At 73.4% G+C, this 14347-nt stretch carries 15 protein-coding genes; 13 read left to right on the forward strand and 2 right to left on the reverse strand.

All coding sequences use genetic code 11. The annotated features are described in order from the left end of the window. Positions 1–5: 5 nt before the first annotated feature. Positions 6–1328, reverse strand: a complete 1323-nt coding sequence (locus tag PIJ49_RS04275) for a glutamyl-tRNA reductase (RefSeq protein WP_066657578.1) — start codon at positions 1326–1328, stop codon at positions 6–8. Between the two features lie 122 nt (positions 1329–1450). Between PIJ49_RS04275 and hemE the strand changes: the two genes are divergently transcribed. The 13 genes from hemE (at position 1451) to PIJ49_RS04340 (ending at position 13334) form a co-directional block, all read left to right on the forward strand. Beyond that, positions 1451–2581 carry a uroporphyrinogen decarboxylase gene (gene hemE / locus PIJ49_RS04280; protein ID WP_271825932.1) on the forward strand — a complete coding sequence of 377 codons (1131 nt, stop codon included), beginning with the start codon at positions 1451–1453 and terminating at the stop codon, positions 2579–2581. Beyond that, the gene (locus tag PIJ49_RS04285; RefSeq protein WP_271825933.1) at positions 2578–3906 is read left to right on the forward strand and encodes a protoporphyrinogen/coproporphyrinogen oxidase; all 1329 of its coding nucleotides are present in this window, start codon (positions 2578–2580) and stop codon (positions 3904–3906) included. Before hemE ends, PIJ49_RS04285 begins: the two co-directional genes overlap by 4 nt. 98 nt (positions 3907–4004) lie before the next feature. Continuing rightward, a complete protein-coding gene (locus tag PIJ49_RS04290) occupies positions 4005–4259 on the forward strand; it encodes a hypothetical protein (RefSeq protein WP_066651317.1) in 255 nt (84 codons plus the stop codon). Next, positions 4256–4690, forward strand: coding sequence for a phage holin family protein (locus PIJ49_RS04295; protein ID WP_066651323.1), 435 nt, complete (start codon positions 4256–4258; stop codon positions 4688–4690). Before PIJ49_RS04290 ends, PIJ49_RS04295 begins: the two co-directional genes overlap by 4 nt. Before the next feature lie 34 nt (positions 4691–4724). Next, positions 4725–4955 (forward strand): DUF3618 domain-containing protein, encoded by a 231-nt coding sequence (locus PIJ49_RS04300; protein WP_066651325.1) that lies wholly within the window; start codon positions 4725–4727, stop codon positions 4953–4955. Between the two features lie 72 nt (positions 4956–5027). Further along, positions 5028–5801, forward strand: a complete 774-nt coding sequence (gene hemQ, locus PIJ49_RS04305; RefSeq protein WP_066651327.1) for a hydrogen peroxide-dependent heme synthase — start codon at positions 5028–5030, stop codon at positions 5799–5801. Next, on the forward strand, positions 5798–7030 hold the full coding sequence (locus tag PIJ49_RS04310) for a ferrochelatase (protein WP_066651329.1): 1233 nt from the start codon (positions 5798–5800) through the stop codon (positions 7028–7030). Before hemQ ends, PIJ49_RS04310 begins: the two co-directional genes overlap by 4 nt. After that, positions 7027–8103: a hydroxymethylbilane synthase gene (hemC, locus tag PIJ49_RS04315; protein WP_209684660.1), complete on the forward strand. Its 1077-nt coding sequence runs from the start codon at positions 7027–7029 to the stop codon at positions 8101–8103. Before PIJ49_RS04310 ends, hemC begins: the two co-directional genes overlap by 4 nt. Positions 8104–8223: 120 nt before the next feature. After that, entirely contained in the window at positions 8224–8994 is a 771-nt protein-coding gene (locus tag PIJ49_RS04320) for a uroporphyrinogen-III synthase (protein ID WP_209684658.1), read from the forward strand. Continuing rightward, entirely contained in the window at positions 8991–10046 is a 1056-nt protein-coding gene (gene hemB, locus PIJ49_RS04325; protein ID WP_271825934.1) for a porphobilinogen synthase, read from the forward strand. Before PIJ49_RS04320 ends, hemB begins: the two co-directional genes overlap by 4 nt. After that, positions 10043–11404 carry a glutamate-1-semialdehyde 2,1-aminomutase gene (gene hemL / locus PIJ49_RS04330; protein WP_066651335.1) on the forward strand — a complete coding sequence of 454 codons (1362 nt, stop codon included), beginning with the start codon at positions 10043–10045 and terminating at the stop codon, positions 11402–11404. The genes hemB and hemL overlap by 4 nt, the downstream gene beginning before the upstream one ends. A 95-nt stretch (positions 11405–11499) precedes the next feature. Beyond that, a complete protein-coding gene (locus tag PIJ49_RS04335; protein ID WP_271825935.1) occupies positions 11500–12678 on the forward strand; it encodes a sensor histidine kinase in 1179 nt (392 codons plus the stop codon). Continuing rightward, positions 12675–13334 carry a response regulator gene (locus PIJ49_RS04340; RefSeq protein WP_209684654.1) on the forward strand — a complete coding sequence of 220 codons (660 nt, stop codon included), beginning with the start codon at positions 12675–12677 and terminating at the stop codon, positions 13332–13334. Before PIJ49_RS04335 ends, PIJ49_RS04340 begins: the two co-directional genes overlap by 4 nt. A gap of 3 nt (positions 13335–13337) precedes the next feature. Here PIJ49_RS04340 and PIJ49_RS04345 read toward each other — a convergent pair whose 3' ends face one another. Beyond that, on the reverse strand, positions 13338–14228 hold the full coding sequence (locus PIJ49_RS04345; RefSeq protein WP_271825936.1) for a L,D-transpeptidase: 891 nt from the start codon (positions 14226–14228) through the stop codon (positions 13338–13340). Between the last annotated feature and the right edge of the window lie 119 nt (positions 14229–14347).

Consider the following 14347-nt stretch of genomic DNA (forward strand, 5'->3'; position numbering starts at 1 on the left):
GAGGCTCAGCTCGCGTCCGCCTCGCCGGTGCGGTCCGTCGAGACGGGGCACTCGGGCGCGGTGCGCTCCGCGAGCGGCACGATCGGCGACGGCAGCTCCGCCTCGGGCTCCGGGTGCACGCCGAACAGGGCGTCGAGCGCCCCGACGAACTCCTCGCCGCGACCGGCGCGACCGAGCTCGCGCGCGCGCACCGAGGGGCGGTGCAGCAGGACCCCGACCAGGTGCCGGAGGGCCCGTTCGGTCTGCTCGACGGACTCCGGGTCGCCGTCGCGACGCTTCGCGCGGTCGATCTCGTCGTCGAGGATGTCGAAGACGTGCTTGCGGAAGGCCACGAGCGCCGGCGTGGTCGACTGCTCGAGCGCCTGCGCACGGAAGCGCGACACGGCGTCGTCGACCATCTGACGCGCCTCGGACTCGGCGTTCAGCTCGGCGATCGGCGCGTGGATGCTGATCGTCTCGAGGTCGAGCAGCTCGACGCCCTCGACGTGGGCCGCGTCGGGGTCGACGTTGCGGGGCAGCCCGAGGTCGATGACGATGCGGCGCTGGCCGTCGGCGAGGTCGGCCGGTTCGACGACCGGGACCTCGCTCGAGGTGCAGGTGATGACGACGTCGCTCGTGCCGATCGCCTGGCGCAGGTCGGTCGCGGCGACCAGGTCGTGCTTCGCGGCGAACCAGGGCGCGCGGCCGGACGGCGAGAAGACCTGGATGTTCGCGGCACCGCGGTCGCGCAGCGCGGCGATGGTGGTGGCCGCGTAGCTGCCGGTGCCGACGAGCAGCACGCGGGTCCGGGCCCAGTCGGTGATCCGCGACGAGGCGAGCTCGAGCCCGAGACGGACGAGCGACCGGCCGGCGGCACCGATGCGGGTGCGGGTCTTGACGCCGCGGGAGGTGTGCGCTGCCTCCTGGAACAGGCGCTCGAGGTCGGACGTCGTGGTGCCGTTGGCGCGGGCGTCCTCGAGTGCCCGGCGGACCTGGCCGGAGATCTCGGTCTCGCCGACGACGACGGACTCGAGTCCGCTGGACACGGCGAACAGGTGCTGCACGACGTCCCCGCCGCCGAGCACGCTGACGGAGTCGAGGACCTCGGCGGGAACGAGGTCGCTGGCGGTGGCGACGGCGTCGACGGTGGCCGACACGGCGGAGTCACGATCGTCGCCCGCGATGTCGAGGTAGGCCTCGAAGCGGTTGCAGGTGGCGAGGACGACGGCTCCGTCGAGCACGTCGGAGTCCGTCACCAGACGGCTCGCGGCGGTCGGTGCGCCGATGCTCAGTCGCTCCAGGAGGTCGAAGCTGGCGTTGCGGTGCGACGCCGTGAGACAGATGAGCACGTCTTCCATCGTAACTCGCGCTCGGGCCACCGGCTGTTCGCCCTCCGCGTGCACAGCAGACTGTGCGGTGGCGCCCGTGTCCGGGGCGGGTCGTGCCCGGCCGCGGATGGGACAATCGGTGGGTGACCTCCGCCGCACCCGCCGCCCTGCCCGACAGCCACCCGCTCGTGACCGGCAGGACCTCGGGGTCGCCGCTCGTCCGGGCGCTCCGCGGGGACCGTCCGGAGACGCTGCCCGTGTGGTTCATGCGGCAGGCCGGCCGGTCGCTGCCGGAGTACCGGGAGCTGCGGGTCGGCACCGCGATGCTCGACGCCTGCCTCGACCCGGCGCTGGCGTCCGAGATCACCCTGCAGCCGGTCCGTCGGCACGGGGTCGACGCCGGCATCTTCTTCAGCGACATCGTCGTGCCGATCAAGCTCGCGGGCGTGGACGTCGAGATCGTCCCCGGTCGTGGCCCGGTGCTCGGGTCCCCGATCCGCACGGCGGCCGACGTGGACGCGCTCGCCCCGCTCGACCCGGCAGCCCTCGCGCCGATCACCGAGGCCGTGCAGCGCACCGTCGCCGAGCTCGGGGACACCCCGCTCATCGGCTTCGCGGGCGCGCCGTTCACGCTCGCCGCCTACCTGGTCGAGGGCGGCCCCTCGAAGGACCACATCCGCGCGCGCACGCTCATGCACAGCGACCCGGAGACCTGGGCACGGCTGCTCGACTGGGCCGCCGGCGTCTCGGGCGCCTTCCTCCGTGCGCAGGTGACGGCCGGTGCCTCGGCCGCGCAGCTCTTCGACTCGTGGGTCGGCTCGCTCTCCCGCCGGGACTACGTCGCCTCGGTGGCCCCGCACTCGGCGACGGCGCTGTCGCACGTGGCGGACCTCGGTGTCCCGCGCATCCACTTCGGCGTCGGCAGCGGCGAGGTCCTGCACGAGATGACGACGCTCGGCGACCCGTCGGACGCCGTCGCGGTCGACGCCGTGGGCGTCGACTGGCGTGTCCCGCTGGACGATGCCGTCCGTCGCGTCGGCACCGGCGTCACCGTGCAGGGCAACATCGACCCCGCGATGCTCGCCGCCCCGTGGGAGGTGCTCGAGGCCCACGTGCGCGACGTCGTCCGCCGTGGCGGCGCTGCCCGTGCGCACGTGGTCAACCTGGGCCACGGTGTCCCGCCGGAGACCGACCCGACCGTGCTCACCCGCGTGGTCGAACTGGTCCACGGGCTGGGCGACGGCCGGGGCGACGGGACCGGAGCCGCGGCGTGACCGACGTCGTCGTGGTCGGCGGTGGGGTCGCCGGCCTGGTCGCCGCCCGTGACCTGGCCGAGGGCGGCGCGCACGTCGTGCTCGTCGAGGCCGGGGAGCGCCTGGGCGGGATGATCCGCCGGCACACCGTCGCCGGGCTCGACCTCGACATGGGCGCGGAGTCCTTCGCGACCCGCACCGACGCCGTCGAGCGGCTCGCGATCGAGCTCGGCCTCGGGAACGACGTCGTGTCGCCCGACCCCCGCGGTGCGTGGCTGATGACCCGCGACGGCCGGACGGCCCCGATCCCGCAGACCGGCTTCCTCGGGATCCCGGGCAGCCCGATGGCCGCCGACGTCCTCGCGGTGGTCGGCCAGGGCGGTGGCCTCCGCGCACAGATGGACTCGCTGCTGCCCTCGCCCGTCGGTGCCCGGGCACAGTCGCTCGGTGCCCTCGTGCGGAAGCGCATGGGGGAGCGCGTGCTCGACGACCTGGTCGTCCCGGTCGCGGGCGGCGTGTACTCCACGCACCCCGACCAGCTCGACCCCGACCGCGTGGCCCCGGGGCTCCGTGCGGCCCTGCAGCGTGAGGGCTCCCTCGCCCGCGCCGTGCTCGCCCTGCGCTCCCGGTCCGCCGCGGGCTCGGCGGTGCAGGGCATCCGCGGTGGCATCGCCCGGCTCGTGGACGAGCTCGTGGCCGACCTCGAGACCCACCGCGTCGACGTCCGGACGGGCACCCGCGCCACCGCGGTCGAGCGCTTCGCCGTCGAGACCGTGGCAGCGGACGGCACCCGCGAGCGCCTGCCCGCACAGCACGTCCTCGCGTCGACGGCCGACCCGGGCCGGACCGCGGCGGCCGACCGCACCGGCATCGAGCTCGTCACCCTGGTCGTCGACCAGCCCGAGCTCGACGCCGGGCCGCGCGGGACCGGGATGCTCGTGCACCCGGAGGCCGCCGGGGTCAGGGCGAAGGCCCTGACGCACGCGACGGTGAAGTGGCCCTGGCTGGCCGAGGCGGCCGCGGGCCGCCACGTCCTGCGGCTCAGCTACGCGACCGCACCCGACGATCCGGTGACCGGTGACGACGGGGTGGGGACGAGCCTCCCGGTCGATCCGGAGGACACCGTCGGCGCCCGCGCCGTCCGGGACGCGACCGCGCTCCTGGGCCTCCCCGTGACCGCGGACCGTGTGCAGGGCGCCGCCCGCGTCCGCTGGTACGGGCCGGACCTGACCGCAGCCGGCTTGGCCGAGGGGGTGGTCGGCATCGGCGAGACCTCCTCCGGCCGCGGTCTGGCGGGCATCGTCGCCGCGGCCCGGGCGTCCGCTGCACGCATCCTGGGATCCTGAGCGGACCGAGGAGCGCCCGAGGGCTACTGTGGACCAACGCCGGACGTATTCCGTTCGGCGCATGACCACCGCACACCCTCAACAACGGAGGATCGCACATGCGAGGCAAGCTCCTGTTCGTCGCCGGCGCCGCACTCGGGTACGTCCTGGGATCGCGAGCCGGACGGGCGCGGTACGAGCAGATCAAGACCGTCAGCGGCAAGATCTGGAACAACGGCAACGTCCAGAAGGGCGTGCACCAGGCCGAGGAGTTCATCCAGGACAAGGGCCCGGACGTCGCCGAGTTCGTCGGTGAGCAGACCAAGAAGGTCGTCCGCAAGGTCAGCCAGAAGAAGGACTCGACCACCTCATGACCGACACCCGCGACCGCAAGTCGCGATCGTTGTTCGGTCTGGTCGGGGACATCCCGAAGCTGGTCAAGAACCTCGTCAAGGGCGAGATCGACCTGCTGAAGGCCGAGATGATCGCCAAGGCGAAGGTGTTCGGCCTCGCCGCCGGGCTCCTCATCGGCGCGCTCGTCATCGTGCTGTACGCGATCGGCGTGCTGCTGACCGCTGCCGTGATGGGCCTCGCGACCGTGATGCCGGCGTGGCTCGCAGCCCTGCTGCTCGCCGTCGTCATGCTCATCGTGGCCGGCATCCTCGGCTTCGTCGGCTGGAAGCGCTTCAAGAAGGGCCTGCCCCTCACCCCGAAGCGCACGATCGACAGCGTCAAGGACGACATCAACGCCGTGAAGGGCATGGGCAACAAGCCCGGCCAGCACGACCGGATCACCCGCTCCTGAGCGGGACGACCGACACCCCCACCGGAGGACCCCTGTGACCGATCAGCACGACGACCTGGCGAACCGCGTCGCGGCGACCCGCACGCAGCTGTTCGAGACCCTCGACGCCATCGAGGACAAGCTCAACGTCCCGAAGCAGCTCGGCATCGCGGCGTCCAGGGTCAAGCAGGGGATCGACGAGAAGCCGGTGCCGTACCTGGCCGGCCTCGCAGCCGGTGTGGCGGTGGTCGGGAGTATCGTCGTAGCGGTGCTCCGACGGCGGTAGACCGCCTCTGATCGGTGGTCTCCCGGACGCGGCGCGCAGCCACGACCCAGGCAACCGACAAGACGAGGAACCATGAGCTCCGACGTGCACGCAGCCACGCACGAGAACGTCCCCGACAACGCCGCCGCGCACGGCGGCAGCCCGGCGCACGAGACCGACCCGGCGAGCGGGATCGACCCGAACCTCCTCACGGCGTACGCGCTGTGGGCCGTGTTCCGGCGTCCGCTCGGGCCGATCCACCGCGTCGGTGACGACGCCGTCGCCGAGCTCGACGCCGCGGTCGCCCGCGCCGCCGACCAGGGCGTGACGATCCGCGGTTTCTACGACGTCTCCGGCTTCCGGGCCGACGCCGACGTCATGATCTGGCTGCACGGCGACGACGCACAGGCGATCCAGGCCGCGCTCCGCGACCTCCGTCGCACGGCGTTGTTCCAGGACGCCGAGCCGGTCTGGCACGCGATGGCCATGCACCGCGAGGCCGAGTTCAACAAGCGCCACACCCCGGCGTTCCTGCGCGGCAAGGACCCCGAGGCCTGGATCACGGTGTACCCGTTCGTCCGGTCCTTCGAGTGGTACCTGCTGCCGGAGGAGGAGCGCTCGAAGATGCTCCGCGACCACGGCATCGCCGGCGCGAAGTACCGCCGCGTGCTCACCAACACGATCGCGACCTTCGCCCTCAGCGACTACGAGTGGATCCTGCCGCTCGAGAGCCCCGAGCTGGTCGACCTCGTCGACCTCATGCGCGACCTGCGCTACACCGAGGCGCGCCTGCACGTGCGCGAGGAGGTCCCCTTCTTCACCGGTCGTCGGGTGACGACCGCCGAACTGCCGGAGGTGCTGTCGTGACCGACACCAGCCAGATCACCAACGGGAAGGTCCTCGCCGCGACCCCCGCCGCGGCGGACGGCCCCGAGCACGTCGAGGTCCCGACCGCGTACGACGCGATCCTGCTCGCCGGCTTCGGCGGCCCCGAGGGCCAGGACGACGTCATCCCCTTCCTCCGCAACGTCACCCGCGGCCGCGGGATCCCGGACGAGCGTCTGGAGGAGGTGGCGCACCACTACCGCCACTTCGGCGGCGTGAGTCCGATCAACGCGCAGAACCGCGCGCTCAAGGCGGCGCTCGAGGGCGAACTCGCGAAGCGCGGCATCGACATGCCCGTGCTCTGGGGCAACCGGAACTGGGCGCCCTACCTCGAGGAGGCCTTCACCGAGGCCGCCGACAAGGGCTACACCAAGCTCATCGCCATCGCGACGAGCGCCTACTCGTCGTTCTCGAGCTGCCGCCAGTACCGCGAGGACTACGCCCGCGTGCTCACCGAGACCGGCCTGATCGACACGATCCAGGTCGACAAGGTCCGCCAGTTCTTCGACCACCCGGGCTTCGTGCGCCCGTTCGTCGACGGCGTGCGCGACGGCATGGCCCGCGCGATCCGCGAGAACGAGGGCCTCGACGTCGCGACCGAGCTGCACATCCTCTTCTCGACGCACTCGATCCCGTCCACCGACGCGGCGAAGTCGGGCCCCGACTACCGGGGCTTCGACGAGCACGGCGCGTACGAGGCCCAGCACCTCGCCGTCGGCGAGGTCGTCCTCGAGCAGGCCTGGAACGAGCTGCTCGAGCAGCCGGAGTTCGCGCACCTGCAGGGCACGTCGAAGCCCGCGTGGAAGCTCGTCTACCAGTCGCGGTCGGGCCCCCCGACGCAGCCGTGGCTCGAGCCCGACATCAACGACTACATGAACGAGGAGCTGAAGGGCGGCCAGACCCGCGCGGTGCTCATCGTCCCGCTCGGCTTCGTGAGCGACCACATGGAGGTCATGTGGGACCTCGACGAAGAGGCCACCGAGACCGCGGGTGAGCTCGGCTTCTGGTCGCTCCGCACGCAGACGCCCGGCGTGGACCCGGCGTACGTCGCCGGCCTCGTCGACCTGGTGCTCGAGCGCGTCAACGGCACGCCGACGACCGAGCGTCCGCACCTGACCGACATCGGCCCCTGGTACGACGTGTGCCGTCCGGGCTGCTGCGAGAACGTGCGCGCCGGGTTCAAGCCGGCCGCGGCCGGGGTCGCCCCGTGACGGACGCCGACAGCGCGACGCCTTCCGACGGCCCGGCCCCGATCCGGCTCGGCACCCGTGCCAGCCGACTCGCGGTCGCGCAGTCGCAGGACGTCGCCGACCGTCTGGCCAGGGCGGCGGGGCGTCCGGTCGAGCTCGTCACGGTGACGAGCGAGGGCGACACGAACCGCGCCTCGCTGGCGAGCCTCGGCGGCACGGGCGTCTTCGCCAGCGCCCTGCGCGAGGCCCTGGTCGCGGGCGAGGTCGACGTGCTCGTCCACTCGCTGAAGGACCTGCCGACCGCTCCGTACGAGGGGCTCACGATCGCGTCGGTCCCGAAGCGCGCGGACGCCCGTGACGTCCTGGTCGCCCGGAACGGCGCAACGGTGGAGACCCTGCCCGAGGGCGCGAAGGTCGGCACGGGCTCACCCCGCCGCGTCGCGCAGCTCAGGGCGAAGCGTCCCGACCTCGACGTCATCGACATCCGCGGGAACATCGACACCCGGCTCGGCCGCGTTGACGACGACCTCGACGCCGTGGTGCTGGCCGCCGCCGGCCTCGGCCGGATCGACCGGCTGGACGCGGCGACCGAGCTCCTCGACCTCGGCTTCTGGCCGAGCGCTCCCGGCCAGGGAGCACTCGCGGTCGAGATCCGGGCGGACGAGACCGACAAGGGCCTGCTCGCTGCGCTCCGCAAGCTCGACCACGCCCCGACGCGCCTCACGGTGACGGCCGAGCGCGAGGTCCTCGCGAAGCTCGAGGCCGGCTGCTCCGCCCCGATCGGTGCCACGGCGGTCGTCGATGCCGAGCTGCTGCTCGTGTCCGCGACGGTCTACCGCCCGGACGGTTCCGAGTACCGCACGGCGTCGCACGCGGCACACCTCGACGGGTCCGCGCAGGACCGTCTCGACGAGGCGCTCGAGGTCGCCGGTCGCGTGGCCGCCGAGCTCCTCGAGAACGGTGCCGCCGAGCTGGCGGACCTGGCGTCGACGGTGACCGGTGCCCCTGCCGAGGGCGACCACTCCGCCGGGCCCGGTCTCGCCACCCCCGCCGCCGAGCAGCCGGCGGACGACAGCTCCACGACGACGGCCTAGGCGGTCACCACGGACGACACCGCTCGCGTCGCGGACGAGGCACGGCCCCCGGTCGTCCTCGTCCCGCGCGGCGGTGCGTGGGGGGACGCGGTCGCCGCCGCGGCACGGGAGCGCGGGCTCGTGCCCGTCGTCGTCCCGCTCATCACGGACGCTCCGCCCGCCGACCCGGCGGACCTCGACGCGGCGCTCGTCCGGTTCGCAGATGCCGCGCTCGCCCCGTCCGTCGACCGCGCGTCGGGACCGTCCGTCGTCGACGCCCCGGCCGGGAGGCACGACACACCACCCGCGGTCGGCACGCGTCCCGGGGGAGTCGGCTCCGGAGCCCCCTGGCTCGTCGTGACCAGTGCGACGGCCGTGCGCGTGGTCGCCGGGCGCGTGCCGCGCCTCCCGGCCGGCGTCCGCGTGGCCTGCGTCGGCGACGCGACCGCGCGTGCTGCCCGGCAGGCCGGGTGGCCGGTCGACCTGGTGCCGGACGAGGAGTCCGCCGCCGGGCTCGCCGCGGCCCTGCCGACGGACGCCGGACCCGTGCTGTTCCCCCGATCCGAGATCGCCGCGACCACCCTGGTCGACGCACTGCGCGCCCGCGGCATCGCCGTGTCGGAGGTGGTGGCGTACCGTACCGTGGGGACGGGCCTCGATCCGATCGTCCTCGACCCCCCACCGGACGCCGTGCTCGTGACGAGCGGGAGCGTCGCCCGACAGGTCGCAGCGCGGATGACCCCGCTCGACCCGAGCACGCACGTCGCGTGCATCGGACCGTCCACCGCCGACGCCGCCCGTGCCGCGGGACTCCCCGTGCACGTGGTCGCCGCCGCTCGGTCCGCCGAAGCCCTGCTCGACGCCGTCGTCGAGACCCTCCACCCGAACCCCAGAACAGGAAGGTCATCGTGACCGGACGCTTCCCCCAGGTCCGCCCCCGTCGACTGCGGGCCACCCCCGCCATGCGACGACTCGTCGCCGAGACGCGGATCCACCCCGCCGAGCTCGTGCTGCCGATGTTCATCCGCGAGGGCGCCACCGATGCGATCGACATCTCGAGCATGCCGGGCGTGCAGCAGCACTCGCTCGATTCGTTCCGCCGGGCGCTGAACGAGGCCGCGGCGCAGGGCGTCGGCGGTGTGAACCTGTTCGGCGTGCCGACGTCGAAGGACGCCGAGGGCTCCGGTGCGACCGACCCCGACGGCATCCTGAACGTCGCGATCCGCGTGGCGAAGGAGGAGGTCGGTGACGCACTCGTCGTGCAGTCCGACCTGTGCCTCGACGAGTTCACCGACCACGGCCACTGCGGCGTGCTGGCCGCGGACGGCTCGGTCGACAACGACGCGACGCTCCTGCGGTACCGCGACATGGCGGTGGCCCAGGCCGAGGCGGGCGCGGAGCTCGTCTGCATGAGCGGCATGATGGACGGCCAGATCGCCGCCGCGCGCGACGCGCTCGACACCGCCGGCCACAGCGGCACGGCGCTGCTCGCGTACTCGGCGAAGTACGCGTCCGCGTTCTACGGTCCCTTCCGCGAGGCCGTCGCCTCGACCCTGCAGGGCGACCGACGGACGTACCAGATCGACGCCGCCGACGGCCGGCAGGGCCTGCGCGAGGTCCTGCTCGACATCGAGGAGGGCGCCGACATCGTCATGGTGAAGCCTGCGATGAGCTACCTCGACGTCCTCGCCCGCACCGCCGACGTCTCCGAGGTCCCCGTCTGGGCGTACCAGATCTCCGGCGAGTACGCGATGATCACGGCCGCCGCCCAGAACGGGTGGATCGACCGTGACGCCGCCGCGATGGAGGCCCTCGTCGGCATCAAGCGCGCCGGTGCGGACGCGATCCTGACGTACTTCGCCGTGGACATCGCACGGAAGCTCAACCAGGAGGCCGGCCTGCGCACGTCCGGCAGCACCGCGGCGGTGTCCGGCGTCGCCTCGACCGGGAAGGCCCCCGAATGACCACCACCGCTTCCACCGGCACCGCTCCGGTGTCGAACGACGAGCTGTTCGGCCGCGCGAAGGACAGCATCCCCGGCGGGGTGAACTCGCCCGTCCGCGCGTACGGCTCGGTCGGCGGCACGCCCCGGTTCCTGACCGCGGCGAACGGCCCCTACGTCACCGACGCCGAGGGGCGGCAGTACGTCGACCTCGTCGCGTCCTGGGGCCCCGCGATCCTCGGGCACGCGCACGCCGGCACGGTCGAGGCCGTGCAGCAGGCGGCATCCCGCGGCCTGTCCTTCGGGGCGTCGACCCCGGGGGAGACCGAGCTCGCCGAGCTCGTGAAGCAGCGCGTGCAGGTCGACGGCGACGGGCCGATCGAGAAGCTCCGCATGGTGTCGACCGGCACCGAGGCGACGATGACCGCCATCCGCCTGGCCCGCGGGTACACCGGCCGCGACCTCCTCGTGAAGTTCGCCGGGCACTACCACGGCCACTCGGACTCGCTGCTGGCCGAGGCCGGATCGGGTGTCGCGACGCTCGCGCTCCCGGGCAGTGCGGGCATCACCGCCGAGACCGCCGCGCAGACCCTGGTGCTGCCGTACAACGACCTCGACGCCGTCCGCGCCGCGTTCGACGAGCACTCCGAGCGCATCGCCGCCGTGATCGTCGAGTCCGCCGCCGCGAACATGGGCGTCCTCGCGCCGGAGCCCGGGTTCAACCGGGCGCTCGCGGAGATCACGCGGGCGCAGGGTGCGCTGCTCATCGTCGACGAGGTCCTGACCGGCTTCCGCGTCGGCCCGGCCGGCTGGTGGGGCCTCGAGGCCGACGGCACCGTCCCGGAGGGCACCGGGTGGAAGCCCGACCTCGTCACGTTCGGCAAGGTCATCGGCGGCGGCATGCCCCTCGCCGCGCTCGGTGGTCGTCGGGAGGTCATGGACTTCCTCGCACCGCTCGGGCCGGTCTACCAGGCGGGCACGCTGTCCGGGAACCCGCTCGCGGTCGCGGCCGGCACCGCCACGCTCCGGGCCGCGACGCCCGACGTGTACGCGCACCTGGACCGCACCGCGGCGAGGATCGCCGACGCCACGAGCGCCGCGCTCTCGGCCGAGGGGGTCGCGCACACCGTGCAGCACGCCGGCAACCTGTTCTCGTTCGCGTTCGTGGAGCAGGCACCGCGGAACTACGACGACGTCCGCGCGCAGGAGGCCTTCCGCTACGCACCGTTCTTCCACAGCATGCTCGACCAGGGCGTGACCCTGCCGCCGAGCGTGTTCGAGGCGTGGTTCGTCACGGCGGCGCACGACGACGAGGCCGTCGGCCGCGTGCTCGACGCGCTCCCCGCGGCCGCTCGCGCGGCTGCTGCCGCGACCGCGTAGGAGTCCCCTCGCAAGACGCCACGTTGCGTTGTGAAGGTCGGGGTGCGGTCGAGCTCGCGCTGGTGCGGAAACCGAGTGACATGTAGTGTTCTAGTGTGCTGAACACGACGCTGTCTTCGTACTTCCGCTCCGCGCGCGCTCGCCGACTCCTCGTCGACCTGGCCGTGACCGTCGCCTTCGCGTGCGTCATCTGGACGTACTCGCTCACGTACGACGGGTCGGTCGACAAGGGGGACCGGGTCGTCCAGACCTGGACCGGTTGGCACCTGGCGATCCCCGCCGTGACCGTCGCCCTGGTCGGGATCCGTCGGTTCGTGCCGTGGGTCGTGCTCCCCGCGCTGCTCGCAGTGGACTGGTACGACCGCTGGAAGTCCATCGGGAGCGAGCCCTTCGGTGTCGCGATGGGGCTGTTCGCCATCGCCAGCGAGCGTCCCTGGCGCCACACCCTCGTCGCGGGCGGTGTGGCGCTCACCGTGCTCGTGGCGTCGACACAGCTCATCGGCCGGACGACACGAGGGTTCTGGACGTGCCTGATCGTCTACACGTTCGGCATCGTCGCGGGATTGGCGGTGCGCCGTGCACAGGCCGCCCGATGGCGGGTGCTCCGGCTCCTCGCACAGTCGCGCATCGAGCGCAGGACGACCCAGCGCGCCGAGGAGCGAGCGGCGCTGGCCCTCGAGGTCCACGACGTCTGCTCCAACTCGCTCGCCGTCGTCAGTCGACTCAGCGAGGTCGCGCGCAGCCGTGTCACGACCGAGCCCGCCGAGGCGATGCGCCTCCTGGACGACGTCGCGCGCGTCGCACGGGACGGCATGACCGAGGTCCGACGGTTCGTCCGACTCGCCGAGAGCGACCCGGTCGACGGCGATGTCCACGCCATGATCGCGCGCGTCCGGGCGGTCGGCGTCCCGTTGAGGGCGACGATCTCGGGGGAGCCGCGGGACGAGCGGGTCGCAGCGACGGTGTACCGGGTGGTGCAGGAGGCCCTGACGAACGTGCTGCGCCACGCACGTCCGGCACGGGTCGACCTCGAGGTCCACCACGACCAGGACGGCGGGGTCTCCCTGCGGGTCCTGAACGACGGTGTGGTCGCCACCGTGCGCGGGTCCGGCCGCGGGACGCGTGGGATGGCCGAGCGCGTGGCGACGCTCGGGGGGAGCCTCCGAGTCGGGCCCGGGTATGAGGACGGCACCTGGTGCGTGGAGGCGGTCGTCCCTCCGGCCGGCGGCGACCTCGCGACCGCCCAGCGTCGTTCGACGGCGGTGGCACGGTGATCCGCGTCCTCGTCGTCGACGACCAGCACCTGCTCCGCACCGGGACCGCGATGGTGATCGGGACGGCGGACGATCTCGTCGTCGTGGGGGAGGCGCAGGACGGTCTCCAGGCCCTGGAACGGGTCGGTGTCCTCCGGCCAGACGTCGTCGTGACGGACGTCCGGATGCCGGGGATCGACGGCATCGAGACCACCAGGCGGATCACGGAGCGCTTCCCGGCCGTCAAGGTCCTCGTGCTCACGCAGTTCGACCTCGACGAGCACGTGTTCGGCGCCCTCGCCGCCGGCGCGAGCGGCTACCTGCTCAAGGAGAGCTCCGCCGCGGAGCTCTGCACTGCGGTCCGGACGGTGGCCGCGGGCGATGCGATCGTGGCGCCTCGAGCGTGCCGACGCTTGGTCGAGACGGTGAAGCCGGCGTTGCTCACGGCCCGCCCGCAGCAGGCTCCGGCCTCGCCCTTCGACGCCCTCAGTGCTCGGGAGCTCGACGTCGTCCGGGCCCTGGCGGACGGGTCGTCGAACGCCGAGGTGGCCCGGTCCCTCTTCATCTCCGAGGCGACCGTGAAGAGCCACGTCGCGAGCATCCTGCGGAAGCTCGGGGTCCGTGACCGCGTGCACATCGTCATCGAGGCGTTCCGCTGCGGGGTGGTCCAGGACTGATCGTCAGGGCAGGACGACGATCGGCGTCCCCAGCGGCAGTGCGTCGAGCTGCGCGACGGCATCCGGTCGGACCCGGATGCACCCGTGCGACACGCGGCCGCGGGGGTCCGGGTTGGCGTGGATCGCGATGAGCCCGCCGTCGGTGCCGGTGTACGGCTCGTCGGCTGCGGTCGCGTGCAGCGAGGTGAGCTGGATCGCCCCGGGCGCCAGCGCCTGCGCGGGGTCCACGTAGCGGGCCTGGAGGTAGCCGCTCACACCCGTCGGCGTCGGGGTGGAGTCCTGTCCGACTCCGACCTCGTGCCGGTGCGATCCCTGCGCTGTCGTGATCGTCATCGACTGCTCCGCCACGCGGACCGTGACCGAGGCGGTGGCTGGCTGCATCGCGGGCAGCTCGTCGGTCCGCGCCCACGCCGCCGTCTGCGCGGGTGCCCCCGACGCACCCGCCGCCGAGGGCAGCATCTGCCGGGCGGGCGTCAGGACGAGCGTCCAGTCGCCGGTCGTGGTCACCGCGGCGACGACGGTCGGTCCCCGCAGGAAGTTGCGCCCGGGGAGCACGGCGACCGGTTCTCCGTCGCGGGCCGCGTACAGCACGAGGTCGTGCTCGAGGAGCCCGGCGTGTGATGCCACAGCGTCGGGTCCGGGCAGGAGTGCGCCGATGACGGCGTCGTGCACGGCGACCGGCAGGTCCTCGGTGGGCGGACCGGCCGGTGCGGTGCTCGCCTCCGGGGAAGGGCTCGGTGTGGGGCTCGGCGGGGACTGGCCCTGCGCGGGTGACGTCGGGTGTGACGGACGCGGGTCCGTGGAGGTGGTGCTGCACGCCGACGCACCTGCCACGAGGGCAGCACCCACCGTGAGTCCGAGGCAACGGAGCGCCGCACGGCGGTCGAGGGTCATGGATCGGTCCTTTCGACGGTCCGGGGATCAGCGGTGGGGGGACGGCGGGGGGGGGGGGGGGGGGGGGGGGGGGGGGGGGGGGGGGGGGGGGGGGGGGGGGGGGGGGGGGGGGGGGGGGG

Source organism: Curtobacterium uvaldense, from assembly GCF_028307415.1.
Classification (GTDB): Bacteria; Actinomycetota; Actinomycetes; order Actinomycetales; family Microbacteriaceae; genus Curtobacterium.